15 protein-coding genes are annotated in these 17,391 nt (G+C 63.7%); 5 read left to right on the top strand and 10 right to left on the bottom strand.

Going from position 1 to position 17,391, the window contains the following annotated elements:
- Positions 1-32 precede the first annotated feature (32 nt).
- Genes ACVWVY_RS37140 through ACVWVY_RS37125 form a run of 4 tightly spaced genes read right to left on the bottom strand, consistent with a single transcriptional unit; the run spans position 33 to position 5,114 of the window.
- Entirely contained in the window at positions 33-1,664 is a 1,632-nt protein-coding gene (locus ACVWVY_RS37140) for an ABC transporter ATP-binding protein (RefSeq protein WP_456631056.1), read from the bottom strand.
- Positions 1,661-2,491: an ABC transporter permease gene (locus ACVWVY_RS37135; RefSeq protein ID WP_456631055.1), complete on the bottom strand. Its 831-nt coding sequence runs from the start codon at positions 2,489-2,491 to the stop codon at positions 1,661-1,663. Before ACVWVY_RS37135 ends, ACVWVY_RS37140 begins: the two co-directional genes overlap by 4 nt.
- Before the next feature lie 4 nt (positions 2,492-2,495).
- On the bottom strand, positions 2,496-3,473 hold the full coding sequence (locus tag ACVWVY_RS37130) for an ABC transporter permease (protein ID WP_456631054.1): 978 nt from the start codon (positions 3,471-3,473) through the stop codon (positions 2,496-2,498).
- A gap of 24 nt (positions 3,474-3,497) precedes the next feature.
- Positions 3,498-5,114 (bottom strand): ABC transporter substrate-binding protein, encoded by a 1,617-nt coding sequence (locus tag ACVWVY_RS37125; RefSeq protein ID WP_456631053.1) that lies wholly within the window; start codon positions 5,112-5,114, stop codon positions 3,498-3,500.
- Positions 5,115-5,550: 436 nt separating this feature from the next.
- Here ACVWVY_RS37125 and ACVWVY_RS37120 point away from each other — a divergent pair, with 436 nt between their 5' ends.
- Entirely contained in the window at positions 5,551-5,850 is a 300-nt protein-coding gene (locus tag ACVWVY_RS37120) for an HU family DNA-binding protein (RefSeq protein ID WP_027536409.1), read from the top strand.
- Between the two features lie 191 nt (positions 5,851-6,041).
- Here ACVWVY_RS37120 and ACVWVY_RS37115 read toward each other — a convergent pair whose 3' ends face one another.
- Positions 6,042-6,821: an SDR family oxidoreductase gene (locus tag ACVWVY_RS37115; protein WP_456631052.1), complete on the bottom strand. Its 780-nt coding sequence runs from the start codon at positions 6,819-6,821 to the stop codon at positions 6,042-6,044.
- Positions 6,822-6,999: 178 nt separating this feature from the next.
- On the opposite strand from ACVWVY_RS37115, the gene ACVWVY_RS37110 reads away from it, so the two are divergent.
- Positions 7,000-8,247 carry an MFS transporter gene (locus ACVWVY_RS37110; protein ID WP_456631051.1) on the top strand — a complete coding sequence of 416 codons (1,248 nt, stop codon included), beginning with the start codon at positions 7,000-7,002 and terminating at the stop codon, positions 8,245-8,247.
- On the opposite strand, the gene ACVWVY_RS37105 is transcribed toward ACVWVY_RS37110, so the two are convergent.
- The 5 genes from ACVWVY_RS37105 to ACVWVY_RS37085 all read right to left on the bottom strand — a co-directional run bounded on the left by ACVWVY_RS37105 (position 8,244) and on the right by ACVWVY_RS37085 (position 11,964).
- On the bottom strand, positions 8,244-9,014 hold the full coding sequence (locus ACVWVY_RS37105) for an anti-sigma factor family protein (protein WP_456631050.1): 771 nt from the start codon (positions 9,012-9,014) through the stop codon (positions 8,244-8,246). The genes ACVWVY_RS37110 and ACVWVY_RS37105 overlap by 4 nt on opposite strands.
- Positions 9,011-9,538, bottom strand: coding sequence for an RNA polymerase sigma factor (locus ACVWVY_RS37100; RefSeq protein ID WP_456631049.1), 528 nt, complete (start codon positions 9,536-9,538; stop codon positions 9,011-9,013). Before ACVWVY_RS37100 ends, ACVWVY_RS37105 begins: the two co-directional genes overlap by 4 nt.
- Positions 9,535-10,995 (bottom strand): YncE family protein, encoded by a 1,461-nt coding sequence (locus ACVWVY_RS37095; protein WP_456631048.1) that lies wholly within the window; start codon positions 10,993-10,995, stop codon positions 9,535-9,537. Before ACVWVY_RS37095 ends, ACVWVY_RS37100 begins: the two co-directional genes overlap by 4 nt.
- 9 nt (positions 10,996-11,004) lie before the next feature.
- Positions 11,005-11,475 (bottom strand): DUF305 domain-containing protein, encoded by a 471-nt coding sequence (locus ACVWVY_RS37090; RefSeq protein WP_456631047.1) that lies wholly within the window; start codon positions 11,473-11,475, stop codon positions 11,005-11,007.
- Between the two features lie 99 nt (positions 11,476-11,574).
- Positions 11,575-11,964, bottom strand: a complete 390-nt coding sequence (locus ACVWVY_RS37085; RefSeq protein WP_456631046.1) for a COG4315 family predicted lipoprotein — start codon at positions 11,962-11,964, stop codon at positions 11,575-11,577.
- Positions 11,965-12,188: 224 nt separating this feature from the next.
- Here ACVWVY_RS37085 and ACVWVY_RS37080 point away from each other — a divergent pair, with 224 nt between their 5' ends.
- From ACVWVY_RS37080 to ACVWVY_RS37070, 3 genes are read left to right on the top strand one after another with little or no spacing between them, the layout of a single operon-like run.
- A complete protein-coding gene (locus tag ACVWVY_RS37080) occupies positions 12,189-13,505 on the top strand; it encodes an aspartate aminotransferase family protein (protein WP_456631045.1) in 1,317 nt (438 codons plus the stop codon).
- Positions 13,506-13,528: 23 nt separating this feature from the next.
- On the top strand, positions 13,529-15,196 hold the full coding sequence (locus tag ACVWVY_RS37075; protein ID WP_456631044.1) for a hydantoinase B/oxoprolinase family protein: 1,668 nt from the start codon (positions 13,529-13,531) through the stop codon (positions 15,194-15,196).
- Entirely contained in the window at positions 15,193-17,238 is a 2,046-nt protein-coding gene (locus ACVWVY_RS37070; RefSeq protein WP_456631043.1) for a hydantoinase/oxoprolinase family protein, read from the top strand. The genes ACVWVY_RS37075 and ACVWVY_RS37070 overlap by 4 nt, the downstream gene beginning before the upstream one ends.
- Positions 17,239-17,391: the final 153 nt, after the last annotated feature.

The following is a 17,391-nucleotide window of genomic DNA, read 5'->3' as shown; positions in this document are numbered from 1 at the left end:
CCCTCTCCCGTCCTTACGGGGAGAGGGCGCTGCTACACCGCCGCCGTATCATGCTCCCTCGCAAATTCGCCGCCGGGGATCGAGTCGAGCAGCGCCCGCGTATAGGGATGCTGTGGGTTGCCGAACACCTCGCCTGCCAGCCCTTGCTCCACCACTTCGCCGTCCTTCATCACGGCGACGAGGTCGCAGATTTGCGCCGCCACGCGCAGATCATGCGTGATGAAGACAATGGAAAGCCCGAGCCGTGCGCGCAGTTCGGCGAGCAGTTTCAGCACCTGCGCCTGTACGGAGACGTCGAGCGCCGAGACCGGCTCGTCCGCGACCAGCACATCCGGCTTCAGCGCCAGCGCGCGCGCCAGGCCAATACGCTGGCGCTGGCCGCCGGAGAATTCGTGCGGATAGCGGTCGCCTGCGGATGGATCGAGCCCGACCAGCGAAAACAGTTCTTTCGCATCCGCAATCGCCTGCGCGCGTGGGGTGCCGTGCACGATCGGGCCTTGTGCCACCAACTCGGCCGCCTTGCGGCGCGGGTTGAGAGAGCCGAACGGGTCCTGAAACACCATCTGGATATGGCGCGTCTCGCGGCGCACTTTTTCGCGCGTCATCTTCGCCCAGTCACGGCCCTCGAGCACGATCGACCCTGCGTCCGGATCGATCAGCCGCACGATGCAGCGCGCCAGCGTCGATTTACCCGAACCTGACTCGCCGACGATGCCGAGCGTCGCCCCCCGCGGCAGGTTGAGCGACACATTTTTTACGGCCGGCGTCACGCGGGCGCCGCGCCCCAAAAAGCCGCCGGTGCGGTAGGTCTTGGAGACATCCGCAATTGTCAGGATGTTGTCGCTTGCAAGCACGCGCGGCGGCGGCGCCTTCAGCGGCGGAACGGCGGCGATGAGCTGTTTTGTGTAGGCATGCTGCGCGTGGTGCAGCACGTCAGAAGCCGTGCCCTGTTCGACGATGACACCATGCTGCATTACCACGACGCGGTCGGCGATCTCGGCCACCACGCCGAAATCATGGGTGATGAACATGACCGCGGTTTTGCGGCGCTGCTGCAGGTCGCGGATCAGTTTTAGAATTTGCGCCTGCGTCGTGACGTCGAGCGCGGTGGTTGGCTCGTCGGCGATCAGGAGCTTTGGATCGAGCGCCAGCGCCATCGCGATCATGGCGCGCTGGCGCTGGCCGCCCGACAGTTCGTGCGGGTAGGCCCTAGCCGCGACTTTGGGATCGGGAATGCGGACGTCGGCGAGCAGCGCGAGCACCTTGGCGCTGATCTCGGCCTTCGACAATTCGGTGTGAATCGAAAACATCTCTGCGATCTGGTCGCCAATGGTGCGCAGCGGATTGAGCGCCGTCATCGGCTCCTGAAAGATCATCGCAATACCGGCGCCGCGCACTTCGCGCATTTCGGCAACAGATGCCGCGCAGAGATCGCGGCCCTCGAACATCACCCGGCCGCCATCGATCGTCACTTCATTGGGCAACAGCCGCATAACGGCGTTCGCCATCATCGACTTGCCGGAGCCGGATTCGCCGACCACGCAGAGGATTTCGTTGGATGCGATCTCCAGCGACACATCCCTGAGCGCATGCGTCCGGTCCGCGCCGCGGGGCAGGCGGACGCTCAGGCGATCCAGCGAGAGGATGGTCTCTTTCGCGCTCATCGGCCCTTGAGCCTCGGGTTGAGCGCATCGTTCAGACCCTGGCCGACCAGCGATACCGCCAGAACCGTAACGAGGATGGCGATGCCGGGGATCGCCGAGACGTACCACTGCACCCGGAGCACATCGCGGCCGAGGCCAATCAGATTGCCCCAGGACGCCACATTGGGATCGGACAGCCGCAGGAAGGCGAGTGCGCTTTCCAGCAGAATCGCGACCGCCATCACCACGCTGGCGTAAACGATGACCGGCGGCAGCGCATTGGGCAGGATTTCACCAAGGATGAGCTGAATATCCTTCATCCCCAGCGTTCGCCCGGCCTGGACGAATTCCCGGTTGCGCAACGACAGGAATTCCGCGCGGGTCAGCCGCGCCGGTGCGGGCCATGATACGACGCCGACCGCGATGGTGACGGTCGTCAGCGTCGAGCCGAACACCGCGACCAGCACCAGCAGCAGCACGAAATTCGGCAGCGTCTGGAACGCTTCCGTGATCCGCATCAGCACATTGTCGACCCAGCCGCCATAATAGCCGGCGAAGGCGCCGACGAGGATGCCGATCAGGATCGCAATCGCGGTGGCGACGCCGCCGATCAAAAGCGATATCCGCGCGCCGTAGAAAATCTGCGCGGCGATATCGCGCCCCGAATTGTCGGTGCCGAGCAGGAACCGCGGATTGGAGAATGGCCAGATCAGGGGCCGGCCGGCGAGCGCCAGCGGATCGCGCGGGTAGAGCCAGCCGGCTGAGATCGCCATCGCGATCACGATGAGCAGCAGGATCAAGCCTGCGACCGCGGCGGGACTTCGGAAGTAGCGCTTGATCGCGTCCATCGCGCTAACCCTCGGCCGAGATGCGCGGATCGAGCCGCGCATAGACCAGGTCGACGACGAAGTTGACCGTGATCACCAGCAGTGCTGAGACGAACACGATCCCAAGCAGCGTATTCAAGTCGCGCTGCACCACCGATTCGTAAGCAAGCCGTCCGAGCCCCGGCAGCGAGAACACGCTTTCGACCACCACAGATCCGCCCAGCATGGTGCCGGCTTGCAGCCCGATCAGCGTCACCATTGGCAGGAGGGCATTGCGCAAGACGTGCCGCGTCACCACGCGTGTCTCGTCGAGGCCTTTTGCGCGTGCGGTGCGGACATAGTCGAGGTTCAGCACCTCCAGCATCGAGGCGCGCATGATGCGCAAGTAGATCGCCAGAAAGATCAGTCCGAGCGTGAGCGTCGGCAGCACCAGATGGCTTGCGATATCGAATACGCGCCAGATCCCGGTCCGGACCGTGCCGATGTCCTCGAACCCGCCGGGCGGCAGCCATTGCAGGTAGACCGAAAACACCACGATCGCCATTAGTCCAAACCAGAACGAGGGCGTGGCGTAAAACACGAGGCCCAGCGTCGAAATCAGCGTGTCCGGCCAGCGGTTGACGCCGCGGGCGGCGATCACGCCGAACACGAGCCCGAAGAAGAACGCAAAAGACAGCGACGCGGTCATCAGCAGGATGGTCGGCGGCAGCCGCTCCAGGATGACCGACGCCACCGGCTTGCCGTAGATTGAGGAGAAGCCGAGGTCGAGCCGCACCAGCCGCCACAGATAATTGCCGAGTTGCGCCGGGATCGAGAGGTCGAGCCCGTAGAATTGGCGCAGCTCCTTGGCGGTCGCAGCATCGCCGCCGCCCATCTGCGCCATCATCGCATCGACAGTGTCACCCGGCGCGAACTGCAACAGCAGGAACACGCCGATCAGGATCAGGATGAGGGTCGGAATCGAGGCGGCAAGCCGCCGCCCCGCAAGGCCAAGGATGCGCATAATCCTATCTTGGCGGATATCGGCTTAAGCCGAAAGCCAAAGATCGTGCCAGCTGGTCGAACCCCAGCGCGGGGTGTTGGAGTGGTTGCGCGCCTTGGCCGTAATCACAGTGACGAAAATCTGCTCGATCGGCATCCAGACCGGCAGCTCCGTATTCACTTCCTTGACGAACTGGGCGTAGAGCGCCTTGCGCTTGGCCGGATCGATCTCGGTCGCGGCGTCATCGATGGTCTTGTCGACCGTCTTGTCTTCCCAGCCCCACTGGTTGGTCCAGGGCGCGCCCTTCGGCTGGCCCGAACGGTACCAGACCGTGGTCGAGACGGCGGGATCGTTGCGGTACTGGTGCCAGCCGGTCGCGATATCGAAGGCGTGCTCGTCATAGACCTGCTTGAGGAAACCGCCGCCATCGTTGCGCACTATCTCGACGGGAATGCCGATCTCGCCGAGCGATTGCTGGATAAAGGTCGACCACAGCGAGATGTCCTCGCCCCACGGCGCGGGCAGCAGTTTGAGCGAGAAGCGCGTGCCGCCGCGGCCTGCCTTGAAGCCGGCTTCGTCCAGCAGGGCGGCCGCCTTGGCCTTGTCGTACGGATATTGCGGCGTGTCCGCACCGGGATAGAAATCAGCCGACGTCGAGGGGATCGGCCCGGTGCCGAGTTTTGCGAAGTCGCCGAGAAAATTGTCGATGAAGAACGGCACGTTGATCGCATGCGCGATCGCGCGGCGAACCTTGATGTCGGACAACTCCTTGCGGCGGAAGTTGAACTCCAGCGTATTGGTTCGGGCGTTGCCTTCATTGCCCTTGGTCGAGACGACGAAGCGCTTGTCCTTGCCGAGCCGCGCCAGATCCGAGATCGTCAGGCTTGAGAATGGAGCGTAGTGAAGTTCTCCGGCTTCCATTTGCGCCGCGGCCGAGGCGCGATCGGTAATCACGCGCCAGACGATACGATCGAGATAGGGCGCGTTGGGGCGCCAGTAGTTTTCGTTGCGGTCGGCGATGATGTATTGCCCGCGCTCATATTTGACGAACTTGAACGGGCCGGTGCCGACCGGCGCGAGGTTGGTCGGGTTCTGGCGGATGTCGCCATTCTCATAGAGGTGCTTGGCCGAGACGTAGCCGAGGTCGGGCAGGGCGCGCAACAACAGATTGAGCGGCATCGGCCGCTCGTATTTGAAGATCGCGGTCTCCGCGTCCGGCGTTTCGACCGCGGTGAGGAAGAGCTGCAGCGTCGAGCCGTAATTGAGGATCTTCTTCCACATGTTCATGGCGGTGAATTCGACGTCGGCCGAGGTGAACGGCTTGCCGTCGTGCCAGGTGACGCCCTTGCGCAGCTTGAACGTCACGGTCTTGCCGTCGGGGGAAGCTTCCCAGCTCTCGGCGAGCACGCCGACCGGCTGACCGTTGGCGTCGAGATCGATGAGGTTTTCCTGGATCTTGCCGCCGATGATGTAGACGCCGGTCGAAGCCTGGATGCTCGGATTGAGCTGGCGCTGCTCGGCGGCGTAATGGACGTTGAACACGCCGCCCTTGCGCGGCGTTTCCTGGGCAAAGGCCCGCATCGGATTGATCACGTTGGCCGCGATGGCCGCCGACGTCAGCAGCGCGGTGCGGCGATTGATCTCAAGACGCGTCAAATCCATGCGAAGTCTCCGAACAAATATTGATGGCGGACCGTTCACGCGTCCGCCTTGGGTGAGATGTTACGATGGAAGGGGAACGCGAGTCATTTTCTAATCGCGACGCGAAGCGGAAAATCCTTCCTGAAAACAACGTGCTCACCGGCCAATCGGTCTGCTCATTTTACGGAGGCAGGTAGAAAATCCTGGCTCGCCACGATAGCGGCGGGGCCCGGGCGCAGTCTGAAATTGTCCGAAAATACGGCCGGCAAGGTGCCTGACAGCCCCTAAAAATAGGCTCCGGAGGCCTCCGGAGCGCTCCGGAGGCCTAAAAACCAGCCAAAATTGGACGAATCAGTTCAACTCGACTAGCGAGATAGCTGTGCAGATTGTCGGAAACCCTGTTTTTTAGGCGGTTTTCGCCATATCGTCGCCGGTGCCAGAATCAAATGGAGCAATCATGGCCACCCAAATGTCTAAGTCGCAGCTGATCGAGAAGATCGCGACCACCACCGAAGTCTCGAAGAAGGAAGTCAAGGGCGTGATGGAAGCGCTCGTCGACGTTGGCCACAAGGAGCTCAAGAAGAACGGGGTATTCCTCGTCCCCGGCTTCGCTAAGTTCGTCGTGGTCAAGAAGCCCGCGACCAAGGCTCGTAAGGGCACCAACCCCTTCACGGGCGAGGAAATGATGTTCAAGGCCAAGCCGGCCCGCAAGATCGTCCGGGCCCGCCCGGTCAAGGCCGCCAAGGACGCGGTCTAAGAAAAGCGAAAAGGCCCCCGGCAACGGGGGCTTTTTTGTTTGCGGCTTCCGTTCTCGGACGCCGCGTTCTGTAGGTCATGGTTCGCCTGGCGGGCGAAGCATCGTCCGGAGACGCGCCGCTTTGCCGCGCTCTTCTGAGGAGCCGCGACAGGCGGCGTCTTGAATCATGAAGCCACGGTGCTGCGAGGCCGCTACACTACCGGCGAACGGCCGCCATCGACATTGATGGCGGTGCCGGTGATGAACGATCCCTGCTCGGAGGCGAGGAAACACGCCAGATTGGCGAATTCCTCCGCCGTGCCGATGCGCCCCAAGGGCGTGCCCTTGGCGAGGTTTTTTGCAAACACCTCGAAATCCATATCCGGCGCCTGCGCGGCGTGCCGCTTCACCCATTGATCGCTCATGATCAGGCCGACCAGCATGGCGTTGACCAAAATGTTGTGCTCGCCGCCTTCGCCAGCCATCACCTTGGTCAGCGCCATGCCGGCCGCCCGCGATACCGAGGTAGGCGCCGACGAGGCGGCCGGCGCCTTGGCATAGGTGTTGAGCACGTTGATGATACGGCCCCATTTGCGCGCCTTCATGCCCGGCCAGACCAGCCTGGAGAAACGGATCGCGGCGAACAGTTTGAGATCGAGGTCTTCCTGCCAGGCCTCGTCAGAGATGTTCTCGAACGCCATCGTCCGCGCCGTGCCGGCGTTGTTGACGAGGATGTCGACCGGGCCGAGATCGGCGACAATCTTGTCGTGGGCGCTTGCAATATCCGATGCCTTCGAGACATCGCAGACATAGTCGCGAACCCCGATGCCATCCTTGGCCAGCAATTCCCGCGCGGCCTTCAGGTCGGCTGCCCCGCGCGCAAGGATCGCGACCTTGGCGCCGGAGGCGGCAAATCGCCTTGCGACCGCGAGTCCGATTCCCTTGCTGCCGCCGGTGACCACGGCGACACGATCTTTCATCGTGACTTGCATATTGTTCTCCCGATCGCGGTCTTCCGTGCCGCTGGACAGGCCGACCCGAACGGTCGGCCGGCCGACTTCATCATGGTTCCGCTGGCCGGCGCGATCAAGCAGCCTGCGGGTGAGGGCAGATTCGCGCTTCGCGCATATTAGTGATACGCCGCCTCCAAATGCCCGGGATGAAATGAACATGGACGACAAGGCCGATGACGCGGGGATAAACATCCGTGCACTGATTTTTGCGCTGTTGGCGCTGGCCTGCGGCCATATGCTGTCGACGCTGTTGCGGACCATTCCGGCCATCAGCCTCGACGTGATGGCGGCCGACTTCCGCACCGCCCCGCAGACGCTGGCGAGCCTTACCTCGGTTTATCATTTCGCCTTTGCCGCCTCGCAGATTCCGGTTGGCGCCGCGATGGATCGCTTTGGCGTCCGCCCGGTTTCCCTGAGCCTGCTCGCGGGAACGATCGTCGGCGCGCTGGCGTCGGGGCTCGCCACCGGGCCGGAGGGTTTTCTGTTCGGGCAGTTCCTGCTCGGCGTCGCCACCTCGGGCATGCTGATGTGCCCGATGACGCTGGCGGCCAAACAGATGTCGGCGGCGCGCTTCGGCCTGTGGTCCGGGATCATTCTCTCGATCGGCAATATCGGCATGCTGCTGTCGGCGAGCCCGCTGGCCTTTGTCGTCGAATTCTGGGGGTGGCGCGCGGGATTCTGGATCTCCGCCGGTTTTGGCGCGGTGGTGGCGATTGCGGTGTTCCTGCTGGTTCCGAAACAGCCGGCTGCGCACGCGGATAATTCCTCGCCGCTGTCGCAGATGACCGAGGTGCTGCGCATCGGCCTGTCGCGCCCGCTTCGTGGCTTGATCGCGCTGGCGTTGGTCTCGCTGGCAGCCACGCTGGTGTTGCGCGGATTGTGGGGCGGCCCGTGGCTGATGGAGATCAAGGCGCTTGGTCGCATCGAGGCAGGCAATGCGCTTGGCCTGTTCACGCTCGCGCTGATCGCCGGACCGGTGCTGATGGGAATTCTCGACCGCACCATCGGCCACCGCCGCGAACTACTGGCCGCTACACATTCCTTCGTAGCCCTGTTGCTTGTCCTGATGGCCGCCGGCGCGCCGCATTATCCGCTGTCGGAACTCTTCGGCGTGACCGCGCTGCCGCCGCTATTTGACGGCGTGCTCCTGGTGCTGATCGGCCTCGCTATCTCGTCGCAGCCGCTGCTCTTCGGCATGACACAGCAACTGGCCGGCGCGCAGAATGCCGGCAAGGCCTTGTCTGCAATCAATCTCGCGTTCTTCCTCGGCACGGCGCTGATGCAATCGACGACGGGTGTGGTCGCAACGATCTTCGGCCTTCCTGCAGTGCTGCTATTCATGGCCGCGGCCTTGATCGTCGGGACCATCGTCTTCCTGGCCTACACCCAGCCGTCGAAATCCTAGATCGTGCGCGCCTGCCTGCGGACCTCGTTGGCGATCGGTTTGAGGGCTTCGGCCGCGGCTTGTCCCACCAGGCTGTAGCCCATCCCGCCATCGGCCCAGGCAAAGCCCGAGACGTCGCCTCCCGAATGCGGCGCCATCGGCGCGCTCTGCTCCGATGCCATCGGGCGCGTCATTACGACGAGTCGGTCGCCGCGATCGTCGTCGTACATGAACATCGCAGCCGGGCCGTGCGACGTCGCGATCAGCCGCCCGCCCATCAGGCGATAGCCCGAACCCGTCAGGTCCGGCAGCTTCACCGGCTGCTTCAAACGGTTCGACACCCACTGCACCAGTTGCGCGCTGTCGGATGCCCGCATCTCGACCGGCCGGACCCGGTCCGGCGCATAGACGCTGTAGGAGTAAGCGGCTTCCTGCGCGAGCGCGGCAAGCCCGCCGGGTGAGCTCTGCAGGCTGCCTCGCATCACCCAGCCGCCGACACCGCCGATGCTCAGCATCAGCATGGCGGCGACCGCCCACCGGAGAGGGGAGGAACGCCGTCGCTGGCTCTCGATGATCCGGGACAGATTGAGCTGCGAAGGCACGGGCTCGTCCGCGATCGGCGCCAGCGCCTTGCGCAGCAGATCGCGTTGGTCCGAAAAGGCGGCGGCGCGCCGGGCCATATCGGGGTGGTCTTCCAGATAGGCGGCGACTTCCACCGCTCGCTCGGGTTCCAGAACGCCATCCACATAGGCGTGGAGATCGTCTTCCGTGATGGGCCGATTGGTCATTTCATGCTCCGCAACTGCACCACGTTTTTCGTCGCGCCGTCCGCAGTCCCTTCGATTTCCTGCTGCAATTTTTCCCGCGCCCGCGACAGGCGCGACATCACGGTGCCGATCGGTATGTCGAGCACCCTCGCTGTGTCGGCATAGGACAGGTCTTCCACCGCGACCAGCAGCAGCACGGCGCGCTGGTCATCCGGAAGTCGCGCAAGCTTTTCGAGGACATCCTGGTACATCAGTTTCTGCTCTTGCACGGCTTCCTGCCCGAAATCATCTTCATTGGCCTCGTCGATGGCGATGTGCTTGCCCCGGTACGCCGAGCGGCGGAACTGGTTGACCGCAAGGTTGTGCAGGATCGTGAACAGCCACGGGCGCGGATCGCCTGCGCGCCGCTGATTCCAGTGGCTGATGGCCCGCTCCAGGCAGTCCTGCACCAGATCGTCGGCAGTAGCGCGATTGCGAACCAGTGCCCGCGCATAGCGGCGCAGGGCTGGAATCACCGGTTCGATCAAGCCCAGCATGTCGTTCATGGGTTCTGAACCTGCACGGCATCTCCGAATTTTGAGGGCTCGCCGGGCGCGATCACCAGATATCGCCGCTCGGCCGCGGCGGAATTCTGAACGATCTGCCGGATTGGCCCGACTGCATTGACGATGGCTGAGCCCGCCGGATTGGTCATGAAGGCGGCAAGGGGCTGCACCGATCCGGTTCCGTCGATCTTGTCGGCCAGCGCCAGCACGTAGCGCTGCTTCGGTTGCAGGCCGGTCACCGACGCCTGCAAAACCTGGATCAAGCCCTGATCGAACAGCGAGACGCTGGTCGGCGGCTTTTCGCCCTTCGCTTCAGCCTTCGCGCCGAGGGTGAGGTGCGCGACCTGCCCGGCAACGCCGAGGCTCTGCAAATTCTGGCGATCGTCCGGATTGGGCGCTGCGCCCGGCACATAGGCGATCGCTTGCGGCGCCTGTCCGATCGGAATATTCGCAACTGCCTTGTTGGTGGCCGTGTCGATCGCGGCCAGCGCATCGGCGTTTTCGAGGCCGACATAGATGCGCGTGCCGTCGCCGGAAGGCCAGATGCCGTGCGGAAGATTGCCAACCGGGATGGTCGTTACCTGCGAGAAATCATCGGTGCGAAACACTTTCACCTCGTTGGTGCCGCCGATCGTGACATAGGCGAACGTTCCCTTCGGCGTACGCGCGAAATTGACATGATTGGTGATCGGGCCGGTCTCGATCGTTCTGATTGGGTTGAACGGCGGTTTGGCGTTGAACACCTGTGTCTTGCCGATGTCCTTCAGCGTAAACCACACCTGTTCGCCATCAGGCGTGGCAGCGATGTTTGGGCAGAACGGGCTTTCCTGCTTCACGCGCGCCACAATGACATGATCGGCGACTGACACCACGACCGTTTCCGGATTGAAGGATGAGCAGATGTAGCCGTATTTGCCATCGGGCGAGAAGATCTGCATGCCGGGGCCTGCCGGCACCTCGATGCGCGTCTTCTCGGAAAAACTCGCGGCGTCGATGACGCTGATGTAATTCTCGCCGCGTACAGTAACCCAGACTTCCTTTCCATCCGGCGTGAAGAAGGCCTCATGCGGCGAACGGCCGACATAGGTGACGTGCTTGACCGCATTCGTCGCGGTGTCGATGAACGTCACCGAATTCGATCCGATCGAGACGATGGCGAGGGTCTTGTGGTCGGGCGAATAGCCGATGCCGTGGACCAGCACCTGTCCCTTGTAGAGCGGGCTGAAATTACCGGGCTGCGGATCGCCGAGGCGGATCACGCCGAGCAGCTTGTTGTCGACGGGATCGGTGACCGATACCGTGTTCGAGAACTGTTCCGCCGCGTAGACGCGGTCGCGATGGCTGATCGGAATGTCGGGGGAGGTCGCGGCGCCGGGGGCCTGGCCGGCGCGGGCAGAAGCCGATGTGGCAACGATCGTGCAGGCCAGCAGGCAGCTTCTCAAAGCCGAATAGTTCATCTGTCGCTCCTATTTCTTCATGCCTGCTTGCATGCTCATGTGATGATGTTCCGCCGGCGCCTGGTTGGTTTGCGTTGGCGCGGGAACGGAGGGCGGAACCTGTTCGCCGATCGCAAGCTTCATCGCCGCGATTTCCTGCATCTGGCTGACGATGATTTCCTGCGCGATACGTCGGAGCTGCTCGTTCTTGCCGTAGCGCAATTCGAGCACGGCCATGTCGATCGCGCCCTGATGATGCGGTGCCATCATGGCGACGAAGTCGCGGTCGATGTCGCCGGCTGGCTTTGCCTCCATCGCGCTCATCATCTTGCTCATCGCGGCCTCGTTTTCGGCGAGGAACGCACTTTCCTCTGATGTCGCGGCGTGTTGCGCCGGTGGATGAGCTTCCTGCGCGAACGCAAACGGCGGTGCGGCGAAAGCGACAAGCAGGCGTACGCCGAAGATTGCCGTGCCCAGGCCGGGTTTGAGAAATTGCAGCATTTTACCCTCCGGGTTCGAGTGACTTGTTGAAGTGGCTCGCGCGTCTCCCGCGGGGTTGACGGCGGCCGCGCGAGCGATGGTGTTCGTCGATCCAACAGATCAGGGTTGCGCCAGATGCCACGCGCCGTTGAGAAACCCGTCGCCGGTGATGTCGCCGGCTTTCTGGTCCTTTACGAATGTGTAGAGCGGCTTGCCCTTGTAGGCCCATTGTTTGGAGCCATCGTCGCGGGTGACGATGGTATAATTGTCGCCCGCGGCGTCGCCGGCGTCCGCCTTCAGCGCCGGCCAATTCGCCGCGCATGGGCCGTTGCAGGCCGACTTGCCGTCGGAATCCTTGTCAAACGTGTAGAGCGACATGCCCTTGTTGTCGGTCAGCGTTGGCCCCTTTGCGGTGGCGGCGGTCTTGGCCGGAGGCGCCGCGCTCGCACTCGAGATGATGGCCAGCGAAATCGCGGCGGTAAGCAGGGTACGGATCGAGGATTTGGTCATTGTGACTCCCATGATGCAAACTGCGTGCATGGGGTGGTGACGCGTGGCGCCGCACTCTATTCCGTCGATAGGTGATGTTTTTTGCGCGCCATTCGATACACGTAATCGTGAGCCCTCGGCCGATGTCGGTTCCGCGGGGTTGCAGGCCAGCCGTGACAAAGCCGAGATTTGCGGGCAAAAAGCCAGCGGCTATAAGAACTTGCCCCACCACGCTCGGAAGCCGCATGTACCCGGATTCAAATTCTTCCTCGCAAAAAATGTATGATCGCGCGCTGGCGAGCCTGCCCGGTGGCAACAGCCGCACCACCGTGTTCATGAAGCCCTATCCGATCTACGCCGCGCGCGGCGAGGGCTGCCGGGTCTGGGATCTCGACGGCAATTTCTACATCGACTGCATCAACAATTTTACCTCGCAGATTCACGGCCACGCCCATCCCGCGCTGATAACAGCGGCGACCGCGCAACTGGCGCTGGGGTCCGCATTCGGCCTGCCGACGGAATCCGAGGTCGATCTCGCCGAACTCCTTGCTTCGCGATTGCCCTCCGTCGAGCAAATCCGCTTCGCCAATTCCGGCACCGAAGCCGTGATGATGGCGCTGAAAGCGGCGCGCGCGCATACCGGCCGCCCCAAAATCGCGAAATGCGAGGGGGCCTATCACGGCTCCTATGACTATGCCGAGGTGAGCCTCGATCCGACGCCGGAAGCCTGGGGCCGTAACGCGCCGGTTTCGGTCGCCTATGCGAAGGGCACGCCTGACAACGTGCTGGCCGATGTCGTCACCATTCCTTTCAACGATACCGAAGCCGCCATCAGCCTGGTCCGCGAGCACGGCGAGGGGCTCGCCTGCGTGCTGGTCGATCCCATGCCGAACCGCGCTGGTCTCGCGCCAGCCGATCGAACCTATCTGGAGGCGCTGCGAAAAGTCACGTGCGAGGTCGGCGCGCTGTTGATTTTCGACGAGGTCATCACCTTCCGCCTGGGTTATCGTGGCGCGCAGGGCATCTGGAATATCGATCCCGACCTGACCACGCTGGGAAAAATCATCGGCGGCGGCTTTCCGGTTGGCGCGATTGGCGGCCACAGGGATGTCATGGCGGTGTTCGATCCGCGCCCGGGCAAGCCGGCGCTGCCGCATGGCGGCACCTTCTCCGCCAATCCCGTGACGATGCGGGCGGGGATCGCCGCGATGGAGCTACTCGACGACGCGGCCTTTGCGCGTCTCGATGCGATGGGCGAGGCGGTTCGCACCGGCATCGATGTCGCGTTCAGGCGCCACGGCGTGCCCGGAGGCACGGTGGGGTTGGGTTCGCTGCTGAAGATTCATTTCGCCGACCGACCGGTCCGCGACTATCGCTCGGCTTACCTGAGCGAGGAGGAAGCGCGGCGTCAGGCGGTTTTCAACCGCGCATTTCTCAATTGCGGCGTGCTGGCCGCGGGCAACCGGTTGATGGCATTGTCAACCCCGATGACGGATGCCGATATACATGCGATCATCGATGCGGCATCGGGCGCGCTCGAGGAAGTCGCACGTACGCTCTGATCAGCATAACAAGAACAGGTTCAATGTCCGCCAAGATCGATCCCATCACGCGCTCCGTGGTCCAGCACCGGCTCAGTTCGATCGTGAAAGAGATGGGCGAAGCGATGCTTCGCACTTCCTATTCGCAGATCCTCAATTCCAGTCGCGATTTTTCGCTGGCGATCTGCGACACCGGCGGCCGGTTGATCGCGCAGGCCGATCATTTGCCGGTTCATGTCGGCGCGCTGCCCTGGGCAACGCTCGCTGTCGAGGAGCGGTTCAAGGACGTGCAACCGGGCGACGTGATCCTGCTCAACGATCCCTATCATGGCGGCAGCCATCTGCCCGATCTGACCGCCTTTGTTCCGGTCTTCGCCGGTGACAAGCGGCTGCTTTGGACCATCGTGCGCGCGCACCAGAGCGATATCGGGGGCGCGACCCATGGTGCCTATAACCCCGCCGCCACCGAGATCTATCAGGAAGGCCTGCGCGTCCCGCCAATAAAACTCTATGAGGCCGGCAAGCTGCGCGACGACCTGCTCGATCTGCTGGCGCTGAACATCCGCAACCCCCGCGAATTCCGCGGCGATCTTGCCGCCATGCTCGGCGCGGCGCATCTCGGCGAGCGGCGGCTGTCGCGATTGTTCGCCGAATTCGGCGCGCCGGTGGTCGAAGCCGCCATGGAAGCCATCCTCGACGCGACGGAACAGCAGACCCGCGCTGTTGTTTCGACCTGGAAGGACGGCGTGTTCTACGGCGAGGCATTTCTCGACGATGACGGTCATGGCCGCACCGACATCCGCATCGCTGCGAAGGTGACCAAGAAGGGCAGCGACGTCGAGGTAGATCTTTCCGACTCCGATCCGCAATCGACCAGCTTTGTGAATTCCTCGCACGCCAACATGCAGGCGGCGGTGGCGATGGCGTTCGCCTATCTGATCGACGCCGAGATCCCAAAAAACACCGGCGCGCTGCGGCCGCTGAAGGTGATCGCGAAGCAAGGCACGGTGGTGTGGGCCGATCCGGGGCGGCCGGTGACGCTGTGCACCAGCCATCCCTCGAATGAAATCGTCGAAGCTATCGTGAAGGCGTTGTCGGCGTCCTGCCCCGAACGTGCGATGGCGGGCTGGAGCCGCAGGTTCCGGATCGCAATCCAGGGCGAGGACCCGCGCACGGGGAAGAATTTCATCTGGCACCTGTTCCAGGCGCGGCCCGGCGGCGGCGCGTCGTCTGGCGGCGACGGCTGGTCGTCGATCGGCGAATGGCATTCGGTCGGCGGGCTGAAGTTCGGCAGCCTCGAAGTCGCCGAGGTGCGCTTTCCCCTGCATTTCCGCACGCATGAATTCCGCCCGGGTTCCGGTGGCGACGGCCAGCATCGCGGCGGGCTCGGCGTATCGCTCGATCTGGTGCTGGAGACGGAAAAGATCGCGAAGGGCAACACCGCGGGCGACGGCGCGCGCCACGGCCCCTGCGGCATGCTCGGCGGCGAGGATGGCAAGCCGCATCATTATCGGTTGCTGTCAGAAGGCCGCGAGCCGCGCGTGCTGCGCACCAAAGAAGTCGGCATCGAGCTGCGCCCCGGCGATTGCCTTGAGATACGTTCGTCCGGCGGCGGCGGATGGGGACCGCCTGATAAGCGAACGGGAGAAGCCCGCCAACGCGATCGCGAGCAAGGCCTGACGAACGCTCCGGCGGAGCAGGCGTCCTCATGATGTTCAGGATAGGCGTCGACGTCGGCGGGACCTACACCGATCTCGTGGCCACCGACGAGAGCGGGCGGACGGTATTTGCAAAATCGCCATCCACCCCGGCGGATCAGTCGCTCGGCGTGATGGCGGGGCTCGATGAGCTGGCGCGGCGGCTGAATTTGTCGCGCGTGGAAATGCTCGCTGCGACCGACCGGCTGGTTCACGGCACCACGGTTGCCACCAACGCACTGCTGGAGCGCAAGGGCGCAAAGGTCGCGCTCTTGACCACCGAAGGCCATCGCGACGTCATCGAAATGCGCGAGGGTCTCAAGCCCGATCGCTACGACCTGCGTTCGCCGCCGCCGGAGCCCCTGGTGCCGCGCGAACGACGTTTTGGTGTCAAGGAACGGCTCAAGGCCAGCGGCGAGGTTTTGATTCCGCTCGATGCAAAATCGCTCGACGACGCCATTTCCGGAATCCGGCAGTCGGGCGCGAGTTCGGTCGCGGTGTGCTTTCTGCATTCCTACCTCAATCCCGTGCATGAACTCGCCGCCGTCGAGCGGCTGACGCAGGCGCTGCCCGGCATCAGCATTTCGCGCTCCAGCGACGTGCTGCCGCAGATCAAGGAATATGAGCGTGTCTCGACCACGATCGTGAACGCGTATGTCGAGCCGATCGTGCGGCGCTATCTGAAAAATCTCGAAACGCGGCTCGCCGAAGCCGGCTTCAAGGGCAGTCTCTTCGTGGTGCTGTCGCATGGCGGCATGGCGCCGGTCGAGGAGGCCTCGCGGCTCGCAGCGGGCACGGTGCTCTCCGGCCCCGCGGGCGGCATGTCCGGTGGCCGGCGCTGCGCCGATCTGGTCGGCATCCCCGACCTCGTGCCGTTCGACATGGGCGGCACCTCGACCGACATCTCGCTGATATCTGGCGGGCAGGCGTCCTTGTCGGCCGACGGCATGCTCGCGGGCCAGCGCATTGCGCTGCGCAGCCTCGATATCGCGAGCATCGCTGCCGGCGGCGGCTCGATCGCGAGCGTCGATGCCAGTCGCACGCTGCGGGTAGGGCCGGAAAGCGCCGGCTCGGTGCCGGGCCCGGCCTGCTACGGCAATGGCGGTCTGGCCGCCACCGTCACCGACGCCAATGTCGTGCTCGGCTATCTCGATGCCGCAGCCTTCATGGGCGGCAGGCGCCCGCTCGACCGAACGGCCTCGGAGGCCGCCGTCGACCGCGTCGCCAAGGCGATGGAGCTATCACGCGTCGAGGCCGCCGCCGGCATCTACCGCATGATCAATCTGAACATGGCCGACGGCATCCGCCTGATGACGCTGCGCCGCGGCGTCGATCCGCGAAAGTTCGCGCTCTTGAGTTTTGGTGGCGCGGCGGGCCTGCATGCGGCGGAAGTCGCGCGCGAACTCGAGATCAAGCGCATCATCGTGCCGACGGTGGCCTCCGTGCTATCGGCGTGGGGCATGCTGACCAGCGATCTCCGCTACGAAGTCAGCCGCACGCACTATGGCGCCGCCGCGCGCATCACCGCCAATGAGGTGCGCGAACTGTTTGCCGATCTGGAGCAGCAGGCCGCCGGCCGGCTTCGCTCATGGTTCAACGGAAAGATTTCAATCGAGCGCTCCGCGGAGATGCGCTATGGCGAGCAGATCTTTGAGATCGACGTCTCGCTCGACGGCCTCGACTGGAACGCCGCCGATCTCGTCGACCGGATCGAGGACCGCTTTCATATCCGGCACGAAGAATTGTACACCTACGCCTCGCGGGGCCAGGAGGTTGTCTTCGTCAACGCCCGCGTCGCCGCCGTGGGTGAAGTCCAGCGGCAGGATGAGGGCGCGCGCGAGGCTGCGGCATCCGGCGCCTGTTTGCCGCGCGATAAGCGGCAGGCTTTCTTCGGCGGCTGGCGCGAAGTTCCCGTCTATTCACTCGATGCCCTGCAGCCGGGCCACACGCTGACAGGTCCCGCCATCATCGAGGCCGAGACCACGACCGTGCTGGTCGATACCGGCGACCGCGTCACGGTCAATGCGCTGGGATGGCTGGATATCGCGCTGCGTTGACGCCGATTCGTAAGGCGGGTGGAGCGAAGCGATACCCATCAACTTCGTGCGGTGTGATCGATGGGCATCGCTTGCTCCAACCCATCCTACAGGTCCGCCACAACATTTGAGTTCAACAACCCTATTTTCGGCGCTATGATCGCTTCCGCTGGG

Source organism: Bradyrhizobium sp. URHC0002, from assembly GCF_054059515.1.
The sequence above is the reverse complement of the archived record's forward strand: the minus strand, read 5'-3'. Positions and strand labels throughout refer to the sequence as shown.

Coding starts and splice junctions, on each gene's coding strand:
- ACVWVY_RS37110 (WP_456631051.1), top strand. CDS start 7,000: ATGGACGACAAGGCCGATGACGCGGGGATAAACATCCGTGCACTGATT.
- ACVWVY_RS37120 (WP_027536409.1), top strand. CDS start 5,551: ATGGCCACCCAAATGTCTAAGTCGCAGCTGATCGAGAAGATCGCGACC.
- ACVWVY_RS37090 (WP_456631047.1), bottom strand. CDS start 11,475: ATGCTGCAATTTCTCAAACCCGGCCTGGGCACGGCAATCTTCGGCGTA.
- ACVWVY_RS37070 (WP_456631043.1), top strand. CDS start 15,193: ATGATGTTCAGGATAGGCGTCGACGTCGGCGGGACCTACACCGATCTC.
- ACVWVY_RS37130 (WP_456631054.1), bottom strand. CDS start 3,473: ATGCGCATCCTTGGCCTTGCGGGGCGGCGGCTTGCCGCCTCGATTCCG.
- ACVWVY_RS37125 (WP_456631053.1), bottom strand. CDS start 5,114: ATGGATTTGACGCGTCTTGAGATCAATCGCCGCACCGCGCTGCTGACG.
- ACVWVY_RS37100 (WP_456631049.1), bottom strand. CDS start 9,538: ATGAACGACATGCTGGGCTTGATCGAACCGGTGATTCCAGCCCTGCGC.
- ACVWVY_RS37085 (WP_456631046.1), bottom strand. CDS start 11,964: ATGACCAAATCCTCGATCCGTACCCTGCTTACCGCCGCGATTTCGCTG.
- ACVWVY_RS37140 (WP_456631056.1), bottom strand. CDS start 1,664: ATGAGCGCGAAAGAGACCATCCTCTCGCTGGATCGCCTGAGCGTCCGC.
- ACVWVY_RS37105 (WP_456631050.1), bottom strand. CDS start 9,014: ATGACCAATCGGCCCATCACGGAAGACGATCTCCACGCCTATGTGGAT.
- ACVWVY_RS37095 (WP_456631048.1), bottom strand. CDS start 10,995: ATGAACTATTCGGCTTTGAGAAGCTGCCTGCTGGCCTGCACGATCGTT.
- ACVWVY_RS37075 (WP_456631044.1), top strand. CDS start 13,529: ATGTCCGCCAAGATCGATCCCATCACGCGCTCCGTGGTCCAGCACCGG.
- ACVWVY_RS37115 (WP_456631052.1), bottom strand. CDS start 6,821: ATGCAAGTCACGATGAAAGATCGTGTCGCCGTGGTCACCGGCGGCAGC.
- ACVWVY_RS37135 (WP_456631055.1), bottom strand. CDS start 2,491: ATGGACGCGATCAAGCGCTACTTCCGAAGTCCCGCCGCGGTCGCAGGC.
- ACVWVY_RS37080 (WP_456631045.1), top strand. CDS start 12,189: ATGTACCCGGATTCAAATTCTTCCTCGCAAAAAATGTATGATCGCGCG.